The organism is Spirosoma lituiforme, assembly GCF_054776635.1.
The window spans coordinates 191167-208658 of record NZ_BAAHBO010000010.1 but is presented as its reverse complement, the minus strand read 5'-3'; the positions used below and the strand labels follow the sequence as shown (position 1 = coordinate 208658).

General features: G+C 51.0%; 12 protein-coding genes and 1 tRNA gene. 8 read left to right on the top strand and 5 right to left on the bottom strand.

Annotated features, from left to right (window positions below; genetic code table 11):
• The first annotated feature begins 7 nt into the window (after positions 1-7).
• Positions 8-80 (top strand) — tRNA-Gly (locus ACYU87_RS25205).
• A 195-nt stretch (positions 81-275) separates the two neighbouring features.
• Here the strand turns inward: ACYU87_RS25205 and ACYU87_RS25200 are convergent.
• Positions 276-1670 carry a DUF389 domain-containing protein gene (locus ACYU87_RS25200; protein ID WP_461136779.1) on the bottom strand — a complete coding sequence of 465 codons (1395 nt, stop codon included), beginning with the start codon at positions 1668-1670 and terminating at the stop codon, positions 276-278.
• 111 nt (positions 1671-1781) lie between these two features.
• On the bottom strand, positions 1782-3182 hold the full coding sequence (locus ACYU87_RS25195) for a chloride channel protein (protein WP_461136778.1): 1401 nt from the start codon (positions 3180-3182) through the stop codon (positions 1782-1784).
• Positions 3183-3461: 279 nt separating this feature from the next.
• Between ACYU87_RS25195 and ACYU87_RS25190 the strand changes: the two genes are divergently transcribed.
• The 4 genes from ACYU87_RS25190 (at position 3462) to ACYU87_RS25175 (ending at position 10015) form a co-directional block, all read left to right on the top strand.
• A complete protein-coding gene (locus ACYU87_RS25190; RefSeq protein WP_461136777.1) occupies positions 3462-4598 on the top strand; it encodes an efflux RND transporter periplasmic adaptor subunit in 1137 nt (378 codons plus the stop codon).
• A gap of 55 nt (positions 4599-4653) precedes the next feature.
• A complete protein-coding gene (locus ACYU87_RS25185) occupies positions 4654-7884 on the top strand; it encodes an efflux RND transporter permease subunit (protein WP_461136776.1) in 3231 nt (1076 codons plus the stop codon).
• Entirely contained in the window at positions 7862-9316 is a 1455-nt protein-coding gene (locus ACYU87_RS25180) for a TolC family protein (RefSeq protein WP_461136775.1), read from the top strand. Before ACYU87_RS25185 ends, ACYU87_RS25180 begins: the two co-directional genes overlap by 23 nt.
• A 111-nt stretch (positions 9317-9427) precedes the next feature.
• Positions 9428-10015 (top strand): fasciclin domain-containing protein, encoded by a 588-nt coding sequence (locus ACYU87_RS25175; RefSeq protein WP_461136774.1) that lies wholly within the window; start codon positions 9428-9430, stop codon positions 10013-10015.
• Between the two features lie 316 nt (positions 10016-10331).
• Here ACYU87_RS25175 and ACYU87_RS25170 read toward each other — a convergent pair whose 3' ends face one another.
• Positions 10332-11411 carry an alkaline phosphatase gene (locus tag ACYU87_RS25170; RefSeq protein ID WP_461136773.1) on the bottom strand — a complete coding sequence of 360 codons (1080 nt, stop codon included), beginning with the start codon at positions 11409-11411 and terminating at the stop codon, positions 10332-10334.
• A 474-nt stretch (positions 11412-11885) separates the two neighbouring features.
• Between ACYU87_RS25170 and ACYU87_RS25165 the strand changes: the two genes are divergently transcribed.
• The gene (locus ACYU87_RS25165) at positions 11886-12167 is read left to right on the top strand and encodes a hypothetical protein (protein WP_461136772.1); all 282 of its coding nucleotides are present in this window, start codon (positions 11886-11888) and stop codon (positions 12165-12167) included.
• A gap of 225 nt (positions 12168-12392) precedes the next feature.
• Here the strand turns inward: ACYU87_RS25165 and ACYU87_RS25160 are convergent, their stop codons facing one another.
• Together ACYU87_RS25160 and ACYU87_RS25155 are read right to left on the bottom strand one after the other, a co-directional pair.
• Positions 12393-13886: a serine hydrolase domain-containing protein gene (locus ACYU87_RS25160; protein WP_461136771.1), complete on the bottom strand. Its 1494-nt coding sequence runs from the start codon at positions 13884-13886 to the stop codon at positions 12393-12395.
• A 13-nt stretch (positions 13887-13899) separates the two neighbouring features.
• Complete coding sequence (locus tag ACYU87_RS25155; RefSeq protein WP_461136770.1) at positions 13900-14994, bottom strand: helix-turn-helix domain-containing protein; 1095 nt, start codon at positions 14992-14994, stop codon at positions 13900-13902.
• Positions 14995-15533: 539 nt separating this feature from the next.
• On the opposite strand from ACYU87_RS25155, the gene ACYU87_RS25150 reads away from it, so the two are divergent.
• Both ACYU87_RS25150 and ACYU87_RS25145 read left to right on the top strand, forming a co-directional pair.
• Positions 15534-16913, top strand: a complete 1380-nt coding sequence (locus ACYU87_RS25150) for a sigma-54-dependent transcriptional regulator (RefSeq protein WP_461136769.1) — start codon at positions 15534-15536, stop codon at positions 16911-16913.
• 491 nt (positions 16914-17404) lie between these two features.
• Positions 17405-17485, top strand: coding sequence for a potassium-transporting ATPase subunit F (locus ACYU87_RS25145; protein ID WP_124908155.1), 81 nt, complete (start codon positions 17405-17407; stop codon positions 17483-17485).
• Positions 17486-17492: the final 7 nt, after the last annotated feature.

Here is a 17492-nt window from a genome sequence, read left to right as displayed (position 1 = left end):
AATCGACGCGGGAGTAGCTCAGTTGGTAGAGCGGCAGCTTCCCAAGCTGCAGGCCGTGGGTTCGAACCCCATTTCCCGCTCAAGTATAAGCCTATGAAAATTAACCGGTTAGCAGAAATGTTGGTCGGTTTTTTTATTGGGTTGATCAGTTTACCCAACTATACTAGTTACTCTTTTCAATCCTTCTTATGCTTTGTTTGACGGAAACTGTTTCCCAGAAATTACTGACAGACCAACACGTGATTTGAGCAACTAAATTTCTTACACTAGCGGCCTTATTCAACCAGCAGCTTTATTTTCCGACTCTTTGTCCGGGTCTGCAGCCAGCGTTCAATTCGCTGCTTCTCGCCCGCCGTGTGTCGGCGAGAAAATTTTGCATACACCAGCATGACCGTATCCGGCTTATTACTGGTTGCGTTCATCACCAGCGACCGGGCGGCCGTAAAGGTCTGTACATCCGGCATCAGTGTCTTGAGCTCGTCACGCAGATCGGCTACTGGTAGTCGTGACGTTTGGGTTAAGTCAATGTAGCGACGTAATGAATCGATGGTATTGTCTTTTCGGGAAATAGTTGCCTGGCTATACTGAATGACTTGGTCGGCGAGGGTTGTTCTAAGCGCATTCACATCAATTTCTGAATCTTTAAAACTCCCCTGTTTAATGATGAGGTTCGCGTCGCCCAGGCCATAAGCAGGCATTTTAGCGCATAGTTGGCTGATGGAGTCTTTAGGTAGGGGTTCCCCTACCAGCGAAAGTTCCAGTGTACTCTGCTGACGATTGAAGCGAGCTGCGTATTGGATAACCTGGCGATACTGAAAGTCGCATTCGTTCGCAACAAACCGCTTCGCTGACTCCTCAAAAATGGTTTTGCGAACAATCTGATAACCCAGGTAGCTACTGGGCACTACCACGACCAAAACAGCAAACCAAATCGTATGTCGTACCCGCCGTTCCACGTCAGGAGTGGGATATTGCTTTTGTTTGTACCCCAAGTACCGAACAATCAGGAACGTGGCTATACTGATGCATATAGCGTTGATGAGGAACAAGTAAAAGGCTCCCGCAAAATAGTAGAGATTACCCGTAGCTAATCCATAACCTGCGGTACATAAGGGGGGCATCAGAGCCGTAGCGATCGCCACACCCGGAATAACATTGCTTACTTTTTCTCGTCGTGAACCGGCAACAATACCCGCCAAACCGCCCAGAAAAGCCACCAGCGCATCCCAGACGGTGGGTGAAGTACGGGCCAGTAGTTCCGACTGAGCCAGGTGTAACGGGCTTATGAAAAAATAGACCGTGGAGGTTAACAAGCTGATGAAGGCGGCCAGGCTTATGTTCTTTAACGCCCGCTGGATCATAGCCAGGTCGTTGATCCCCACGCCCATTCCGATACCCATAATAGGCCCCATCAGGGGCGAGATGAGAAAAGCCCCGGTTATGACCGCCGGCGAGTTGATGTTTAAGCCGATGGATGCGATGAATATGGCGAAAATCAGTGTCCACAAATTGATGCCGCGAAACTCGATGCCCCGGCTAATGGCCTGTATAACATCCGCTTCGTCGTCTTTATCCTCTTCCAGACTGAACCGTTCGCGCAGAAACTTACCAAAACGGGCTAAGGTGCCCGATATCTTGGTTTGGGATGATTTAGGGTCGTCAGCAGTCATGCGTTACCAGGTCAAATACAACTTAATTCTTGTAAAGTAAAGTAGCACGGCTCATTCAATGGTCATACCTGTCGGATGAATCGACTGACTTACCTGATCATGCTCTAGGTTCTATTGAGCTTCATTATGTTTTGAATCCTGCTCACCCGCAACCGGCTGCGCCATCGTTTCGCGGACAAATCCGGTTTTTAAATGCTCATAAAATGAGACAGGGTCAACCAGCGAGGCTGCCCCCTGCGCCATTAGGCCGCCGAGTAATAACTGGAAAATAGCGGAGTGCCGGTCCGTCATTTCCAGCACCAGAATAGCCGCGGTGAACGGCGACCGGACAACACCCGTCAGAAAGCTGACCATGCTCACCAGAATCACTAAATTTGTATCGCCGGGCGCGACCTGGATCAGTCGCGAAAGGCCATCGCCAAGAATAGCCCCGGCGCTTAGGGACGTAGCGAAAATACCTCCGGCCGCTCCTCCGCTGTAACTGAGGGCCATCCCCGCAAATCGTACGGGAAACAAATACCAGGGCGTTGCATGATCGTTTTGAAACAACAGCCGGTTAATAATCGGCTTTCCGGTGCCAACAGCCTCGGTGCCAACCCAGAAAGCGAGACCAGCTAACAGTAAACCACAGGCCGCTACCCAGCCCGCTTTTTCGGGCAACGTGCGAAATCGCTGCCGATAGGCATTGAGCCATAGTAACAGCTTAGCGAACAGAGCCCCCGACAGACCACAGACCATAGCAATCAGCACGAGGACGCCCAAAAACCAACCCGTCGACGCGGTAACTTTGGGAAAACCCAGATACAGGTAAGGCCCCTGAATGGCCTGTGCAGTCATACCAGCAATGATAACGGCGGTAAAAACAGCCGTTCGAAAACGAGTGATGTGTGTCTGGGTAAGCTCTTCAACGACGAAAACAATGCCTCCCAGTGGCGTATTGAAGGCCGCGGCCAGACCAGCCGCCCCGCCCGTGACCAGCGCAATCTGACGGGATAACTGCGGCCACCCCGCCGGTTGTAATCGATTGATTGCCCGAAAAATAGCCGCCGAAATCTGAATCGTTGGCCCTTCCCGACCAATAACTCCTCCACCCAGCAGCAACACGACGCTACTCAGCACTTTGACGATAGCTACCCGGATACTCAGCAGATAGGCCGTTCGCCCATGCGTGGCTGGATTGGATAACTCTATGCCGGCCATTACCTGCGGAATACCACTTCCACGAGCCGCCGGGGCCAGTTTAGTCACCAATAGCCAGGCTATCAGGAAGGCGATGGGCGTGGTAATAAACAACAGATAAGGATGCGTCTGGAGCCAGGAGAAGCTGATCTGCTCCGCCCAGACGAATAACTCTTCGTATCCTACCGCTACCAGCCCGGTCACCAACGAGGCCACCCAGAACGGCAAACTCTGAAGAATGACCCGGCGGACTCGCTCGGTATAAAGTCGCTTGATAACGTGCTGGTCCAGCCAGGAAAGTACCTGGGCGTAGCGGGAGAATCGGTTGGTCATGCAGCAGAAGTAAATGAACTTGTATTGATAACGTAGCGATTCAACGGGTGATTAGTGCAACAGAAAAATCTAAGTACATTCTACGTAGTCTTTAAGGCTTTTATGAACCGGCAAGATCCACGAAAGATGCTCCAAACACTAATTCTAAGCAAATTCTAAGAATTTTCTAAGCTGGCCTTTACTTACTCTACCGTATTTGCAGGAGTGGTTACTGTGGCAGTCCGGTAAGCGAATGGTGACGTACATAGCCACACTTCATTGATCAGACCCAATCTCTTTATGCAACCTTACTCAGGCCTATTAGCCCTGTTCGTTGGTATCTTACTAGGCTCCTGTTCGGGGAAAAGCGAGAAAAAACCGGAAGCCGCCACGCCCACGCTTCCGGTTATTCAATTGACAAAGCAAGACGCAACGCTTGACCGGGATTACGCCAGTAATCTCGAAGCAGTTCAGAACGTTGAAGTCCGCGCCCGAGTTGCTGGTTTTTTAGACAAAATTCTGGTCGACGAAGGAAAACCCGTCCGTAAGGGACAACTGCTGTTTCAACTCAATCCAACTGAATTTCAGGTAGAAGTAGACCGGGCACAGTCTAATCTGCAAAGTGCCACTGCGCTGGCGGAATCGGCCGAGGTTGAAATGGGACGGGTGAAATTGCTGGTGGATAAAAATGTCATATCGCCCTCGGAACTGAAACTCGCCCGATCAAAAATGGCAACCGCCCGGGCGGGGATCAACGGAGCCAAATCCGCCCTGGCTAAAGCCCGGTTCCATGTCTCCTTAACCAGCATCCGGGCTCCCTTCGATGGTGTCATTAACCGAATCCCCTTCAAACAGGGTAGTATGATTGAGGAAGGAGCGCTGCTGACCTCCATCTCCGACCTTCGGCAGATGTACGCCTATTTCAACGTATCCGAAAAAGAGTACCTGTCCTTCATCAAAAAGCGGCTCGATCCCGACAAGACTACAGTTCGGGAGGTCGATCTGCTTCTGGCCGATGACACCGCCTATCCATTAAAGGGCAAAATCGAAACCGCCGAAACCGAATTCGAGGACAACTCCGGTACGATTGCCTTCCGGGCTACGTTTCCCAATCCAAAACGCCTGCTCCGCCACGGATCTACCGGCAAAATTCGCGTGTCTACCGATGTAGATGATGCCTTGCTGGTGCCGCAAAAAGCCGTTTTTGAGGTGCAGGATAAAAACTTTGTGTACGTCGTTGACGCCCAGAACAAAGTCCGTAGTCGAAATTTTATTCCCAGAAGCCGGGTCGACCAGTTCTACATTGTCCAGTCCGGGCTTAAACCGGGCGATCGTGTGGTTTATGAAGGTATTCAGAGTTTGAAAGATGGCATGAGCATCGTTCCCAAATCGCTGCCTGCCAAAAGCCTGCAGGCGTTATATGCCACTGCCCGGTAATGAATGCATCACCTGAGGCTACACTGCCCTCGATCAACCTGAAACTAACTGACTTATGTTCAATACGTTCGTAAAAAGGCCTTTACTCTCGACGGCGATCTCCGTACTTATTGTCCTGCTGGGGGTGCTAGCTCTGACGGGTTTACCCGTTACGCAGTTTCCCGATATTGTGCCTCCTTCGGTGACAGTCACGACCAAATACACGGGTGCCAGTGCGGATGTTAGTGTCAAAGCCGTAGCCACCCCACTCGAACGAGCGATCAATGGGGTGCCCAACATGACCTACATGACTTCTACGTCGGGCAATGATGGCTCCACACTCATCACCGTATTTTTCAAAGTCGGCACGGATCCCGATCTGGCAGCGGTCAACGTACAGAACCGCGTAACGACCGTCATGGATGAATTACCCGAAGAAGTCATCAAAGCCGGGGTTGTGACGGAGAAAGAGGTGAACAGCATGTTACTGTACCTCAACATTGTTAGTGAAGACCCCAAGGTCGATGAGAAATTCATTTACAACTTCGCCGACATTAATGTACTGGCCGAACTGAAGCGGATCGACGGCGTGGGCTTTGCCGCAATCATGGGTAATCGGGACTATTCCATGCGGGTATGGCTCAAACCCGATCGGATGACGGCTTACGACATCTCGCCCGACGAAGTTATTGCGGGTATTCGCAAGCAGAACGTCGAAGCGGCCCCCGGCAAAGCGGGTGAAAGCGCCGACCGGGCTCCCCAGACCCTTCAGTACGTTCTCCGCTACACGGGTAAGTTTTTCGAACCTGCTCAGTACGAAAACCTCATTCTACGGACCAATCCGGATGGGTCGTTGCTCCGGTTGAAAGATATTGCCGAAGTCGAATTCGGGTCGCTGGACTACGGAATCCTGTCCAAGAACGACGGGCGGCCATCCGCGGCTATTATGCTCAAACAGCGGCCTGGTTCCAACGCCAGCGACGTAATTGCCAATGTCAAAACGCGGATGGCCGAATTGAAAGAAAGTTCGTTTCCCTCAGGAATGACCTACAACTACGCCTACGACGTATCGCGTTTTCTGGACGCGTCTATTCATGAGGTCATTCGCACCCTGATCGAGGCCTTTGTGCTGGTGTTTATCATCGTCTTTTTATTTTTACAGGACTGGCGTTCTACGCTGATTTGCGCGCTGGCGGTTCCGGTCGCCCTGATTGGCACATTCGCCTTTATGAGCTACATCGGCTTCTCCATCAATCTGTTGACGCTGTTCGCGCTGGTGCTGGCCATTGGTATCGTTGTCGATAATGCCATTGTGGTCGTGGAGGCTGTTCACGCCAAAATGGAAGAATCCAGTGGCGGGTCTGGCCCGTTAACGCCCCGAGCCGCTACGTTTGCCGCTATGGGCGAGATTGCCGGAGCCATCGTGGGCATCACCCTGGTCATGTCGGCGGTATTTATTCCGGTGGCGTTCATGAGTGGTCCGGTGGGCATTTTCTACCGGCAGTTCTCGTTAACGCTGGCCATTGCCATTGTTATTTCCGGTATCAATGCGTTAACGCTTACGCCCGCTTTGTGCGCTATTTTGCTTCGTCCTGTACATGGTGAGCAGACAGGGCTGTTGGGCCGTTTCTTCACCCGCTTCAATGAACGCTACGAATGGGTTGCCAGCAAATATGAGGGGTTGCTGCGTCGGGTGGCGCACCGGGGCGCCGTTACGTGGGGTGTGCTGGGGCTGTTTATTCTGGCAACCTGGGGCATCAGTACCATATTACCAGGTGGCTTTATCCCGACCGAAGATCAGGGTATGATCTACGTCAACGTTACGACCCCCGTCGGTGCTACCGTCGACCGAACGGAGAAAGTACTGGATGCCATTGAAGCGATTGCCTCGGAACAGGAATCGGTCGAGAACGTTTCGACGCTCGCGGGATTCAGCCTGATGACGGACGGAGCCGGGGCCTCTTATGGCATGGGCATGATTAACCTCAAGCACTGGGACGAACGAACCGTATCGATGCAGGAGTTGATTACCACCCTGGAAGAAAAAACCAAACACATCAACGACGCTACGATTCAATTTTTTCCACCACCTACCGTGCCGGGCTTCGGTAATTCAAGTGGATTTGAAGTGCGGATGCTGGATCGGGGACGCAGTGGCGATCTGTCGAAGACGGCTGATGTGGCCCAGAAATTTATTGCAGCCCTGAAACAACGCCCTGAAATCAGCAACGCGTTTACCAGTTTCGACCCCAGCTTTCCTCAGTATTTACTGCACGTCGATCAGGAAAAAGCAGCCCAAAAAGGGGTATCCATCGACAATGCCATGAGTACGCTGCAAACAATGATGGGAAGCTACTACGCGTCTAATTTCATCCGGTTCGGGCAAATGTATAAAGTGATGGTACAGGCCGCGCCCAGTTACCGGACCAAGCCCGAAGACGTGCTGAACATGCGGGTCAAAAACGATCAGGGCGAGATGGTCCCCTACGCCAACTTCGTCCGGCTGGAGCGCGTGTATGGCCCCGAGCAGATTACCCGCTATAATATGTACCCTTCGGCGATGATCAACGGCGATGCGTCTCCCGGTTACAGCAGTGGTGACGCCATTCGGGCCGTTCAGGAAGTAGCGGCCAGTACATTACCTAAAGGATACGCCTTCGAATGGTCCGGTATGTCGCGGGAGGAGGTTGAATCGGGCAACCAGGCACTTTACATTTTTGCAATCTGTCTGGTATTCGTATACATCCTTCTAATGGCCCAGTACGAAAGCGTGTTCCTGCCTTTATCGGTGCTCCTGTCTTTGCCCACCGGCATATTCGGTTCCTTTTTCTTCCTGCAACTGATGGGATTGCAGAATAACATTTACGCGCAGGTAGCCCTGGTCATGCTCATCGGTTTGCTGGGTAAGAACGCCATTCTGATTGTCGAATTTGCCAGCCAGCGTCAGCGCGAAGGAGTATCGATTCTGGACGCAGCTGTCGAGGGCGCGGTTTCGCGGCTTCGCCCAATCCTGATGACCTCTTTTGCCTTTATTGCGGGCCTGATTCCCCTCTGTATGGCATCGGGTGCGGGTGCGCTGGGCAATCGGTCCATCGGTACGGCCGCGGCCGGGGGTATGTTCACAGGTACCCTGTTTGGGCTCCTCATCGTTCCCGGTCTGTACGTTTTCTTCGCCAAACTCGCAGAACGATTCGGATCCAGCCAGCCCATCGATGATCAGAACAACAATCCTGTTCAGAAAGCCGACACGACGTCGGTTCGTTTATCCACCCAACCGCACGTCAATGGCGCCGTCATTTCTAAATAAGTCAGTTCGTTCCAGTTGCTATTTTCTCCTGATCGTTGGCCTGCTCGGTAGTTGCCAACTGCCAAGACCACTGCTCCATCCATCCGCTCGCCCGATGCCTGTTTCCTTTGCCGGACGGGCCGATACGCTGGGTATCGCCAGCCAGAACTGGCGAACTTTTTTCGCCGATGCCCATCTGGTGCAGCTTATTGATACGGCGCTGAGGGGCAACCTGGATTTACAGATCGCCACTCAGCGAATTGAGGCCGCACGGGCCGCCTTCGATTACACCCGTGGCTTTCTGGCTCCGCAGGTAAACGCTGTAGCATCGGCGGGGGTAGATCGTTATGGCCAGAATACGCTGAATGGGGTGGGAAATTTCGATACGAATCTGTCCAATAACATTCGGGGGAACCTGGTCATTCCAAACCCGACACCGGACTATTTTCTGGGTGCCCGAAGTACATGGGAAGTGGATATCTGGGGGAAGTTGCGGAACCGCCGGAAAGCAGCTTACCTACGGTTTCTATCCTCCGAGAAAGGGCGTCATGCGGTTGTTACAGCCCTTGTCGCCGAAGTAGCCCAATACTATTACCGGTTGCTGGCACTGGACGGTGAACTGGAAATCATCCAGAAAAACATCAACTACCAGCAGAACGCCCTTGGGTTGGTTCGTATTCAGAAAGAAGCGGGGCGGGTAACAGAACTGGCCGTTCAGCAGTTTTCGGCTCAGTTGCTGAATACCCGGAGCCGGCAGGGCCAGGTCCGCCAGCAAATTATCGAGAATGAGAATCAGTTGAACCGGCTGCTGGGCCGCTATCCCCAACCCATTGCCCGGGGCAATTCCTTACAAGATCGCGAACTACCGGGCCAGGTGCTGACGGGGATTCCCGCCCAGATGCTGATTCGCCGACCCGACATTCAGCAGGCTGAGCTCGAACTTCAGGCGGCCAATGTAGACATCGAGGTAGCGCGGGCCGAATTTCTGCCCAGCCTGAATCTAAACGCGTATCTGGGCCTGAACGCCTTCCGCGCAGCGGTGTTGTTCAATCCAGCATCAATAGCCGCCGGATTGCTGGGAGGTTTGTCTGGTCCGGTCCTGAACCGGCGCTTTATAAAAGCCAACTACAAACAGTCGGTAGCGCAGAGCCGGGAATCTCTGTATCGGTATCAGCAAACAATCCTGACGGGTTTCAGCGAGGTAACCACCAACCTGAAAGGAGTGGAAAATTACCGTGGCGTAGCTGAGTTACAGGCCCAGGAGGTAGCCACCTTACAGACCGCTGTTACGACGTCGAACGATCTGTTTGTCAGTGGCTATGCCTCCTACCTGGAAGTTATCACCGCCCAACGTAGCGTTCTGGAAGCCGAACTGGCACTCATTAATACGAAACAGGCGCAGTTCCTGGCAGTAACGGATTTATACAGGGCATTGGGGGGTGGCTGGCAGTAAGTAACTGGTGTATCTACCCATCTGCCACAGGAAACATTAGATGAACCTACAGGTTAGTGTTACAGCAGATACCTCGTCGCCCTGTTGGCTGACCATTCAACCTACTGAATCATGAAACTGACCCACAACGTTATTTTTTCACTCGTCAGTGTTTCCTTATTAATCTTATCCGCATCAGCAACGGCGCAAACCAAAACCTCAGCAACGGGGCAGGAGTCCACCCCGCTGAAAGCCAGCGGTAGTAAGACGGGGACCAGCCTGGGTCTGAGCGCAGCCAAATCGGCCGAACATACTACGTTGCTTCAGTTGCTGGAGGCTTCTGGTTTGCTTAAAAAAGCGAATGACAAAGGTCCCTATACCGTGTTTGCGCCCACGAATGCAGCTTTTTCGCAGCTTCCGGATGGTGAGTTAAGCGAGTTATTATTACCATCGAGCAAACAACGGCTCATCCAATTTCTCGCCTACCACGTTGTTAAAGGAAGACTCACCTCCGACCAGTTAAAAGACGGCCAGAACCTGACAAATCTGACCGGGCAGATTCTGGTCGTTCACAAACAGGGAAACAGCATGACCATTAAAGATGGACGGGGTACGGTAGCGGAAGTGCTACAGGCCGATGTCCGTGCAACCAATGGCGTCGTGTATTCCGTGAATCGGGTACTTCAGCGTACGGTGAATAAAGGCCCGATTGTACGCTGATAATCGGTTATAACGTTTATTTTTCACTCACGTATCTGTCCCATAACTAAGCCAGTTTTGTTGGCGTCAATTCCATTTCCTGCGCCAGAAATTTAGCCATCTAACCGGATTGCCGGTCAATGGCCTCGAAGGCGCTTTGAACGTAAACCGGACTGGCCATTTGGGTAGCCACCTAAATCGTGGAAATTGCTGGTACCGTCGAGCGTGACAGTCGTTTTGCGTTGTCAACCAGCGTTCTTTATCCTGTCCGAAGGTTATAGTCGAGACAAGGATGGGTCAGTAGAAGAGTGCGTTTTTTTGACAAAAATAAAGTTGATTAAGGCAAACGAAGCGCAAAAGCCGCCATCATTTTATCGTAGATTGTTGTGTTTTCATAAATGCCGATAAAAGCTTCGGCGCCAGGCCCGTAGGCAAATACCGGAACCATGATGCCAGTGTGCCCTTTGGTAACGTATTTTCCTTCGGCCTGGCCGGCCTGCATATCACCATCGGTTATAGCCAGTCCACCCGTTTCATGGTCGGCCGTAATCACAACCAGCGTATTGCCGTCTTTCTGGGCAAAATCCAGTACAGCACCAATGGTTTTATCGAAATCCAGCATTTCGCTGGTGATATAGCTGGTCTTGTTGGCATGGCCGCCCCAATCAATCTGTGAGCCTTCGATCACCATGAAAAACCCTTTTTTTGATTGGTCGAGTAACCGAATCGCCGTTTGGGTTCCATTGAGCAGAATAGCACCCCGCCCTTCGGCAATCGGTTTAGGTTCGCCACTGGCCGTAAAAAAGGCGAGCTTCCCCGTCGTGAACTGATTGACATCGGCTGTAGAATCGGCGACCTGATAGCCGTTGGTTTTAAAGGCATCTGCCAGATTTTTCCCGTCGGCACGTTTTGTAAAATACTTCTGCCCACCACCAACAAATACATCGACATTACTCGTGAGCAGTTGGGCGGCAATGTCTTCGTTCTGCGATCGCGACGGAACGTGGGCATAAAAGCTGGCCGGTGTAGCATGGGTAATGGAACAGGTGACCACGATGCCTGTACCCAGGCCGCTCTTTTTTGCTGTTTCGAGAATTGTTGGGTGAGGCTTTTCATTCGCATCGACACCGATTGCCCCATTTTTGGCTTTTTTGCCAATGGCGAAGGCTGTTGCTCCCGCACCTGAGTCGGTCACGAAAGCATCCGCCGACTGTGTTTTCTGGAAGCCGATGGCGGTACAGCGCATCAGGTTAAGTGTGCCGTGATTGGCCGTGAGACCCGCAAAAATCTGGGCCGTTCCCATACCATCACCGACCATAAAGATGATGTTTTTGGGGTGCCTGGACCGTGCTGTTTTCTGGGCAACAACTGGCAGAAACGGAAAAAGGATAGCTAAAAAATAAATGGGCGCTTTCATGGTTTGGGTTCCGTTTCGAATCAATGGAGATAAACGTAAAAATCCTGGTAAGCGTCAATGCCTGCCGGGTTAAAGGTAGAGCCCCAGCTTTACGCCAACATCACGTTCAGTTTATCAGTACTTTATGTTTAGATCTACTCCTTAACAAAATTATCATGAGCCGGTCTTATAGAATTTTGTAGGCGATATTTCTTCTTTATCAGCCGGTGCCAACTGATCTCCGCCAGCTTTATCTGAATTGACTTGTATCCACCGCCAAGCTATTATACCTTTGCCCCCGGTGGGCTTGGCTGGTAACCTTGTCCGCGCTTCCCCTACGTATTGGTTCTCCGACCTAACGCGTAGGGGGTCTTTGTTTGTACGCAACCCGCTACGCAGCAAACAAGTAATATGCTTATTCTTGATCGTGTTTTTAAACGTTTTCCCCCCTCTTCTTCGTTATATAGGTAAAAAATATCTCTAAATAACAACATCATGAATACCGAGGCCCACAATCCCATTCCCATCCTGACCCAGGGGGACATTCAACAATATGTGGCTACGCATGAGTTTAACGAGATTGGTGACCGGGAGTGGTTCCGGCTCATCCCCCATAGTGAGGACCTGTTTCGAACACCCAAATACGACTTTTCATCCGGTGTTGAATTAACCACGGGCGATATACTGTGGATAGCGGTTGGGCTGAATAAAGGGTATCAGGCAAAACCTTACACGGCTGACTCTGTCTCAGCTCCCGATTTAGCCACAGTGCATTAACCTGGATCATTAACGGATACGATAAGAGAACAGGCCCGGTAGCGTAACCGGGCCTGTTCGTTTTTTATGCCTTCTCAACCTGACAAATTCGGTTATGACTACCTGCGAATTTTCGACATCACCCCTGTCCTTGAGCGCACTAACAGGGATATAAATCTACATAACAGCGAATGGCAGCACAGTTCTCCATTCAGATCGTATTGGCGAGTGGTCGGCTAACTTTATTCAGTTTATCTTGGTCATTTCCCACATTACTTTGCCGTTAAGCAGGCCTCGACAGGCTTTGACTTTTCCAGTCGCATCACGCACAAAGACGCCTTCCGTTACGTAATCCGTGAATCGGACGGTGTTACGACCTGTTGGGTAAACATCGATGCCCATCCGCCAGGAAGTACCCTTTTGAACCAGGTGATCGCCTTTGCGGGTTAAATAGATCAGTTCATCATTTCGTTTGTAAGTGCCTTCATAGGCAGCCAATTGATCCGATCGCAAGCGCACTGGTTTGATAGCACCGGGTAGTACATTTGACCAGTGATAGACCTGGGCTACACTGCGAACAATTTCATTGATGAGACCGGTACCATCATTTTCATTGACCATCACGACTACTCCGTTTCCCTCGTGAAGACTCCCCATAAACATACTCACAAACCCAGCATTTTGTCCTGAATGGAAGAAGTACTGGTCGGACTGGCCATCAGACCGCTGGGTTAGAAAAAAGCCCAAGCCCATGTTGGTACTGTCCAGAGCCATTCGGTCAACGCTATAGCCTGATCCACCAAAAATGTCGCGCGCTTCGGGGTGCAGCATTTCCTGAGCCACCGTCTGCGAGAGAAGGGTTGACTTGCCTTGATAAGCCCGTTGCAATTCAATCATGAATTTGGCCAGATCGGTCGGTGTGGTATACAGACCCGCAGCGGCCTGCTGGGGGTAGACATAAGGCTTTCCTTTAAACCAGTCTTGCCGACAATAGGCCCAGGCGGCCTGGTCTTTGTACCGAGCAGGCAGCGGTTGTTCGAACGTACTGGAGGTCATTCTCAAAGGCGCTAAAACAGTCTGATAAACAAAGTCAGCATAGGGCTTGTGCGTCTGATCCATAACGGCTAATTGGGCAATCATAACACCCCCCCCGGAATAACGCCATTGAGTGCCCGGCCGAAAACTTATCTCAATGCGACGGGATTGAGCAACCGAATCGCCGTTCAGAATTTGAACCACTGTTGGCAGAGGATCTTCCGGCTGAATGCCCCAGAAACCATGCTGAGTCGCTCCGGCCGTATGGCTCAGGAGTTGCCGAAGCGTCACGGCTCGCTGTCGGGTGAAATCGGACTCCGGTATTTTCCAGGAAGTCAGGTATCGATTAATTGGCGTATCCAGGCTCATTATCCCTTGTTCAACCAGCTGTAGAGCCGCTACGGCTGCGACTGGTTTGCTGACCGAACCCGCCGAGAAAAGAGTTTCTGTGGTTACTGGAAGTCGACGGGTGGTGTCGGCCCATCCATATCCTTTGGCCCATGCCAGCTTGCCCTGGTGTACCACGGCTATGCTAACGCCCGGAATACCGTAGGCTTTCATCCGCTCGGCAATGGTCCATCTGGGCTGGCCGACGACAGGAATGTAAGTAGTCAATCCCTGCTCGACGGCTTCCTGCTTGGTATCCACCACTTGTCCCAAACAATAAGGGCTTGCCAGTATTGCAAGCCAGATATAAGCTTTCATAGACGATTTTTTGTCAAACATGGCTGGTTCGCTGGCCTGAATCGTCCCATCGGGTAGTTTGGCACTCCTTTAAATACGCACTGGGCGATTGACCCGTGTGTTCTTTGAAGACCCGGTTGAAGGTAGTTTTAGAACCAAAACCAGCATCCAGGGCAATGCCTAACAGGCTGAACTGTTGGGCCTCTCCCCGTTGTAGTCGTCGCTTGATATCGTTAACACGCAGTTCGTTCAGGTAATCCGGCAACGACTTCCCCAATCCTGCGTTAATGGCCTGAGAAACTGTATTGGCTGATAGTCCAACTCGTTGAGCAAGTCGATCCAGGGTTAAATCAGAGTCTCGGTATAGCTTATCTTTTTCAAGGGCGTCGATGATCCGGTTGATGTGGTTATCGGAAACCGGGCTTGCCAACTTTATCTTCTCGATGGACCGATTCCGGCTACGTATTAGGGTAATTAACGCGAGCCAATAAGTGAAGACAGGGAGAATAAACTCTGTTAAGTAAAATTTAGGATGTCGTTCCGGCAGATACCACTGATTAAGGAGCGGATCGATCACGGCTATTGTATAAAAGCCGACTAGTCCAGTCAAAAACCAACGAAACCAGCCCAGTGGACCGGGCTGTTTTGGCAACTGACTTAAACTCAGTTTTAGGTAGATGAACATGGAAAAGCACATGCCATAATATTCTACGTAGCGGGTGACTGGTTTATGAATCGCCTTCCAGAACCAGGTTTTATACTCAAGAGTGTGTAAGCTGATGAAGAGAAAAAAAGCAAACTGAACCATCATTGGGGCCAGATGCCAACCCTTGAAGCGAACGGGTTGGTGCATCCAGGTCTGAACAGCAAAATAGAGGAGAGGACCAAACCCCCACGAGAAGAACAGGGGAGTAAAATACCAATTGTTATGCTGGGCATAGATTCCCGTTCGAGACAACCAAAAGTCAACCACTTGCAGCGTCAATCCTAACACGAGCCAGCCCAACCAGAAAAAAGCCGGTTGCTTTGTTTTACTCACCAGTAACCACAGCCCGGTGGTACAACCCTGAACAATACAGAAGATTTGAAACAGAACCACCCAATCCACAAACACATTCATAGCAAACATGCCCTCCAACTCAAGAGGCTCATTAGTCGAAGACTGCCTAAGGTAGTTAGCTACAGGAAATTGTGCAAATAAACCGGCTCCAGTGTTAATGCTTGCTGAAATGCCCAGTGAAGATAAATACCACAAGGAGCGTTGGGCGGCTTCGCGACCCTACACTGGTGCAAACGCCGGATCATACGGAACCACCAGCAAAGCTATAAGCTAATAGCTGCATACTACTATGCCAGTAGCCTCATCATATCTCCTCTGCGCAGTCACTCTGATCGTTTACCCGTCGCGGTGGAACATTCGTCGATCCTACCATTTTGATAAAATACATTACCAAAATAACCTGGTCACGCTACGTACCTTACCCGGACACTTACATACAGCAAAACTGATCTTCAGTTATTTACAAGGCAACTACAACTTTTGGCACGATAGTAATGGCCGTTGTGTACTACCTGTTTATTCAAAGCCTGTGCCTCAGTATGGACTTTCTACACACACTGATTAACCTGTTTTCCGAGTAGATTTGTAACAAGTTGCCCCCTACATCGATGCTCGGTACCCTTTTGCTGATTGACGACGAACCCAAGCTACGGCAGTTGATGGCTCGTATCCTGAGTTTGGAAGAATTTAAAGTCCTGGAGGCAGATTCGGCCCGAAGCGGTCTACGCGTACTTCAGCAAACCGAAGTTCATGTGGTGGTCTGCGATGTTAAGCTTCCCGACGCCAATGGAATAGACCTGACGGCTCAGATCAAACAAGCCTATCCAGCGGTAGAAATCATTGTTCTGACCGCCTACGGTACCATTGCCGACGGAGTAACCGCCATGAAAAACGGCGCATTCGATTACATTACCAAAGGGGATGATAATGACAAGCTGATTCCCTTAGTAAATCGGGCCATGGACAAGGCCCAGTTGCAATGGCGAATCAGGCATCTGGAAGATCAGGTGCAGCAACGGTATAGCTTTGACAGTATACTGGGGCAATCGCGGGCGATTCGGCAGGCCATTGACCTGGCCCGTAAAGTCGCGACAACGGATACAACGGTGCTGTTAACCGGTGAGACAGGTTCCGGAAAAGAAGTATTCGCGCAGGCCATTCACCAAGCCAGCCCGCGTCGAGCGGGTCCGTTTGTTGCCATCAACTGCGGGGCACTGAGCAAAGAAATCCTGGAGAGCGAACTCTTTGGACACCGCGCCGGAGCCTTTACGGGGGCCAACCGCGACCAGAAAGGATTATTTGCCGAAGCACATAAGGGTACGTTGTTTCTGGACGAAATCGGGGAAATGCCGCTCGACCTTCAGGCTAAGTTGCTGCGCGTTCTGGAAACCCACGAGTTCACCCGAGTCGGCGATACGAAGCCTACGCAGGTCGACGTACGCATCGTTGCCGCTACGAACCGGAGCCTGGAACAGGAAGCCAGTCAGGGCCATTTCCGGCTCGATTTGTTTTACCGACTTTCGGTATTTGCCATCGAACTGCCCGGTCTGCACGCGCGCCGGGAAGACATTCCTTTACTGGCCGAGCAGTTTGCCCGGCTTGGGGCCGCGAAACTGGGTAAAAAGCCGATGGTCTTAAGTCCCGCCTTTTTAGATGCACTTATGCGCTACAGCTGGAAGGGAAATATTCGGGAGTTAAAAAACGTCATTGAACGGGCGGTCATTTTAAACGACGGCCCCACCCTGTTGCCGGAGTTTTTACCCCTGGATGTGCAATCGGCGGCTAATACAACTACGAGTCCCGCCTTTGACCTGGCCGCCGTCGAAAAAAAGCATATTGCTCAAACCCTGAATTACACGCACGGTAACAAAGCCGAAACAGCCCGCCTGCTTGGTATCGGGTTAAGTACGTTATATCGCAAGATAGAACAGTATCAGCTGGTCACGACAGCGGCTATTTTCATTTCCGCAGCTACCCTTATTCATTAATCCAGTCGTATTAGTTTATGGTTCCGGTTATCCGGAACCGGAACCGCGAGGTTTCTTAAAACCGGGTGCAGGTATTCTCTTCGTTTGGTTTTGAGAAACCTCGTGGTGGCCGCTTTAAGAATCGGCCACCACTTCATCGATTAATAGCCAACAGGTCGTTTGGCACCAGTCGAACGGCACCAAACAGCACGACAAAAAACCTTATCAAAATGGGAACTAACCTTGTCATTTTGATAAGGTTTTTTGTTATCCAGCGTTTTTACCCCCTTCGCACCTATCAACTATATCACTGTTTGTCAGTTAGTTATCTTCCTATTGAGTCAGTACCGCAAATGCTGGCTGGCTTTTTGGCACTGTGTTATAAACTAAAACAGTAACACACGCAAACATGGGTACGCTTCTGCTTCTACTAGGTTCGGCACTAGGCTGCTTTGTCCTATTCTACAAAGCCATCGAGTGGTTCGAACGCATCTGATTTAACTCCCCTCCTTATGATCACTCTCGTCTTTATTGTAGCGCTGCTGGTTTTCGCCTACATGCTGTATGTGCTGATTAAACCAGAAAATTTTTAACCTATTT

Excerpts from the sequence above, each read along its gene's own strand:
- ACYU87_RS25200 (WP_461136779.1), bottom strand. The coding sequence starts at position 1,670 with ATGACTGCTGACGACCCTAAATCATCCCAAACCAAGATATCGGGCACC.
- ACYU87_RS25180 (WP_461136775.1), top strand. The coding sequence starts at position 7,862 with ATGGCGCCGTCATTTCTAAATAAGTCAGTTCGTTCCAGTTGCTATTTT.
- ACYU87_RS25190 (WP_461136777.1), top strand. The coding sequence starts at position 3,462 with ATGCAACCTTACTCAGGCCTATTAGCCCTGTTCGTTGGTATCTTACTA.
- ACYU87_RS25160 (WP_461136771.1), bottom strand. The coding sequence starts at position 13,886 with ATGAAAGCTTATATCTGGCTTGCAATACTGGCAAGCCCTTATTGTTTG.
- ACYU87_RS25145 (WP_124908155.1), top strand. The coding sequence starts at position 17,405 with ATGATCACTCTCGTCTTTATTGTAGCGCTGCTGGTTTTCGCCTACATG.
- ACYU87_RS25185 (WP_461136776.1), top strand. The coding sequence starts at position 4,654 with ATGTTCAATACGTTCGTAAAAAGGCCTTTACTCTCGACGGCGATCTCC.
- ACYU87_RS25165 (WP_461136772.1), top strand. The coding sequence starts at position 11,886 with ATGAATACCGAGGCCCACAATCCCATTCCCATCCTGACCCAGGGGGAC.
- ACYU87_RS25155 (WP_461136770.1), bottom strand. The coding sequence starts at position 14,994 with ATGTTTGCTATGAATGTGTTTGTGGATTGGGTGGTTCTGTTTCAAATC.
- ACYU87_RS25150 (WP_461136769.1), top strand. The coding sequence starts at position 15,534 with ATGCTCGGTACCCTTTTGCTGATTGACGACGAACCCAAGCTACGGCAG.
- ACYU87_RS25170 (WP_461136773.1), bottom strand. The coding sequence starts at position 11,411 with ATGAAAGCGCCCATTTATTTTTTAGCTATCCTTTTTCCGTTTCTGCCA.
- ACYU87_RS25175 (WP_461136774.1), top strand. The coding sequence starts at position 9,428 with ATGAAACTGACCCACAACGTTATTTTTTCACTCGTCAGTGTTTCCTTA.
- ACYU87_RS25195 (WP_461136778.1), bottom strand. The coding sequence starts at position 3,182 with ATGACCAACCGATTCTCCCGCTACGCCCAGGTACTTTCCTGGCTGGAC.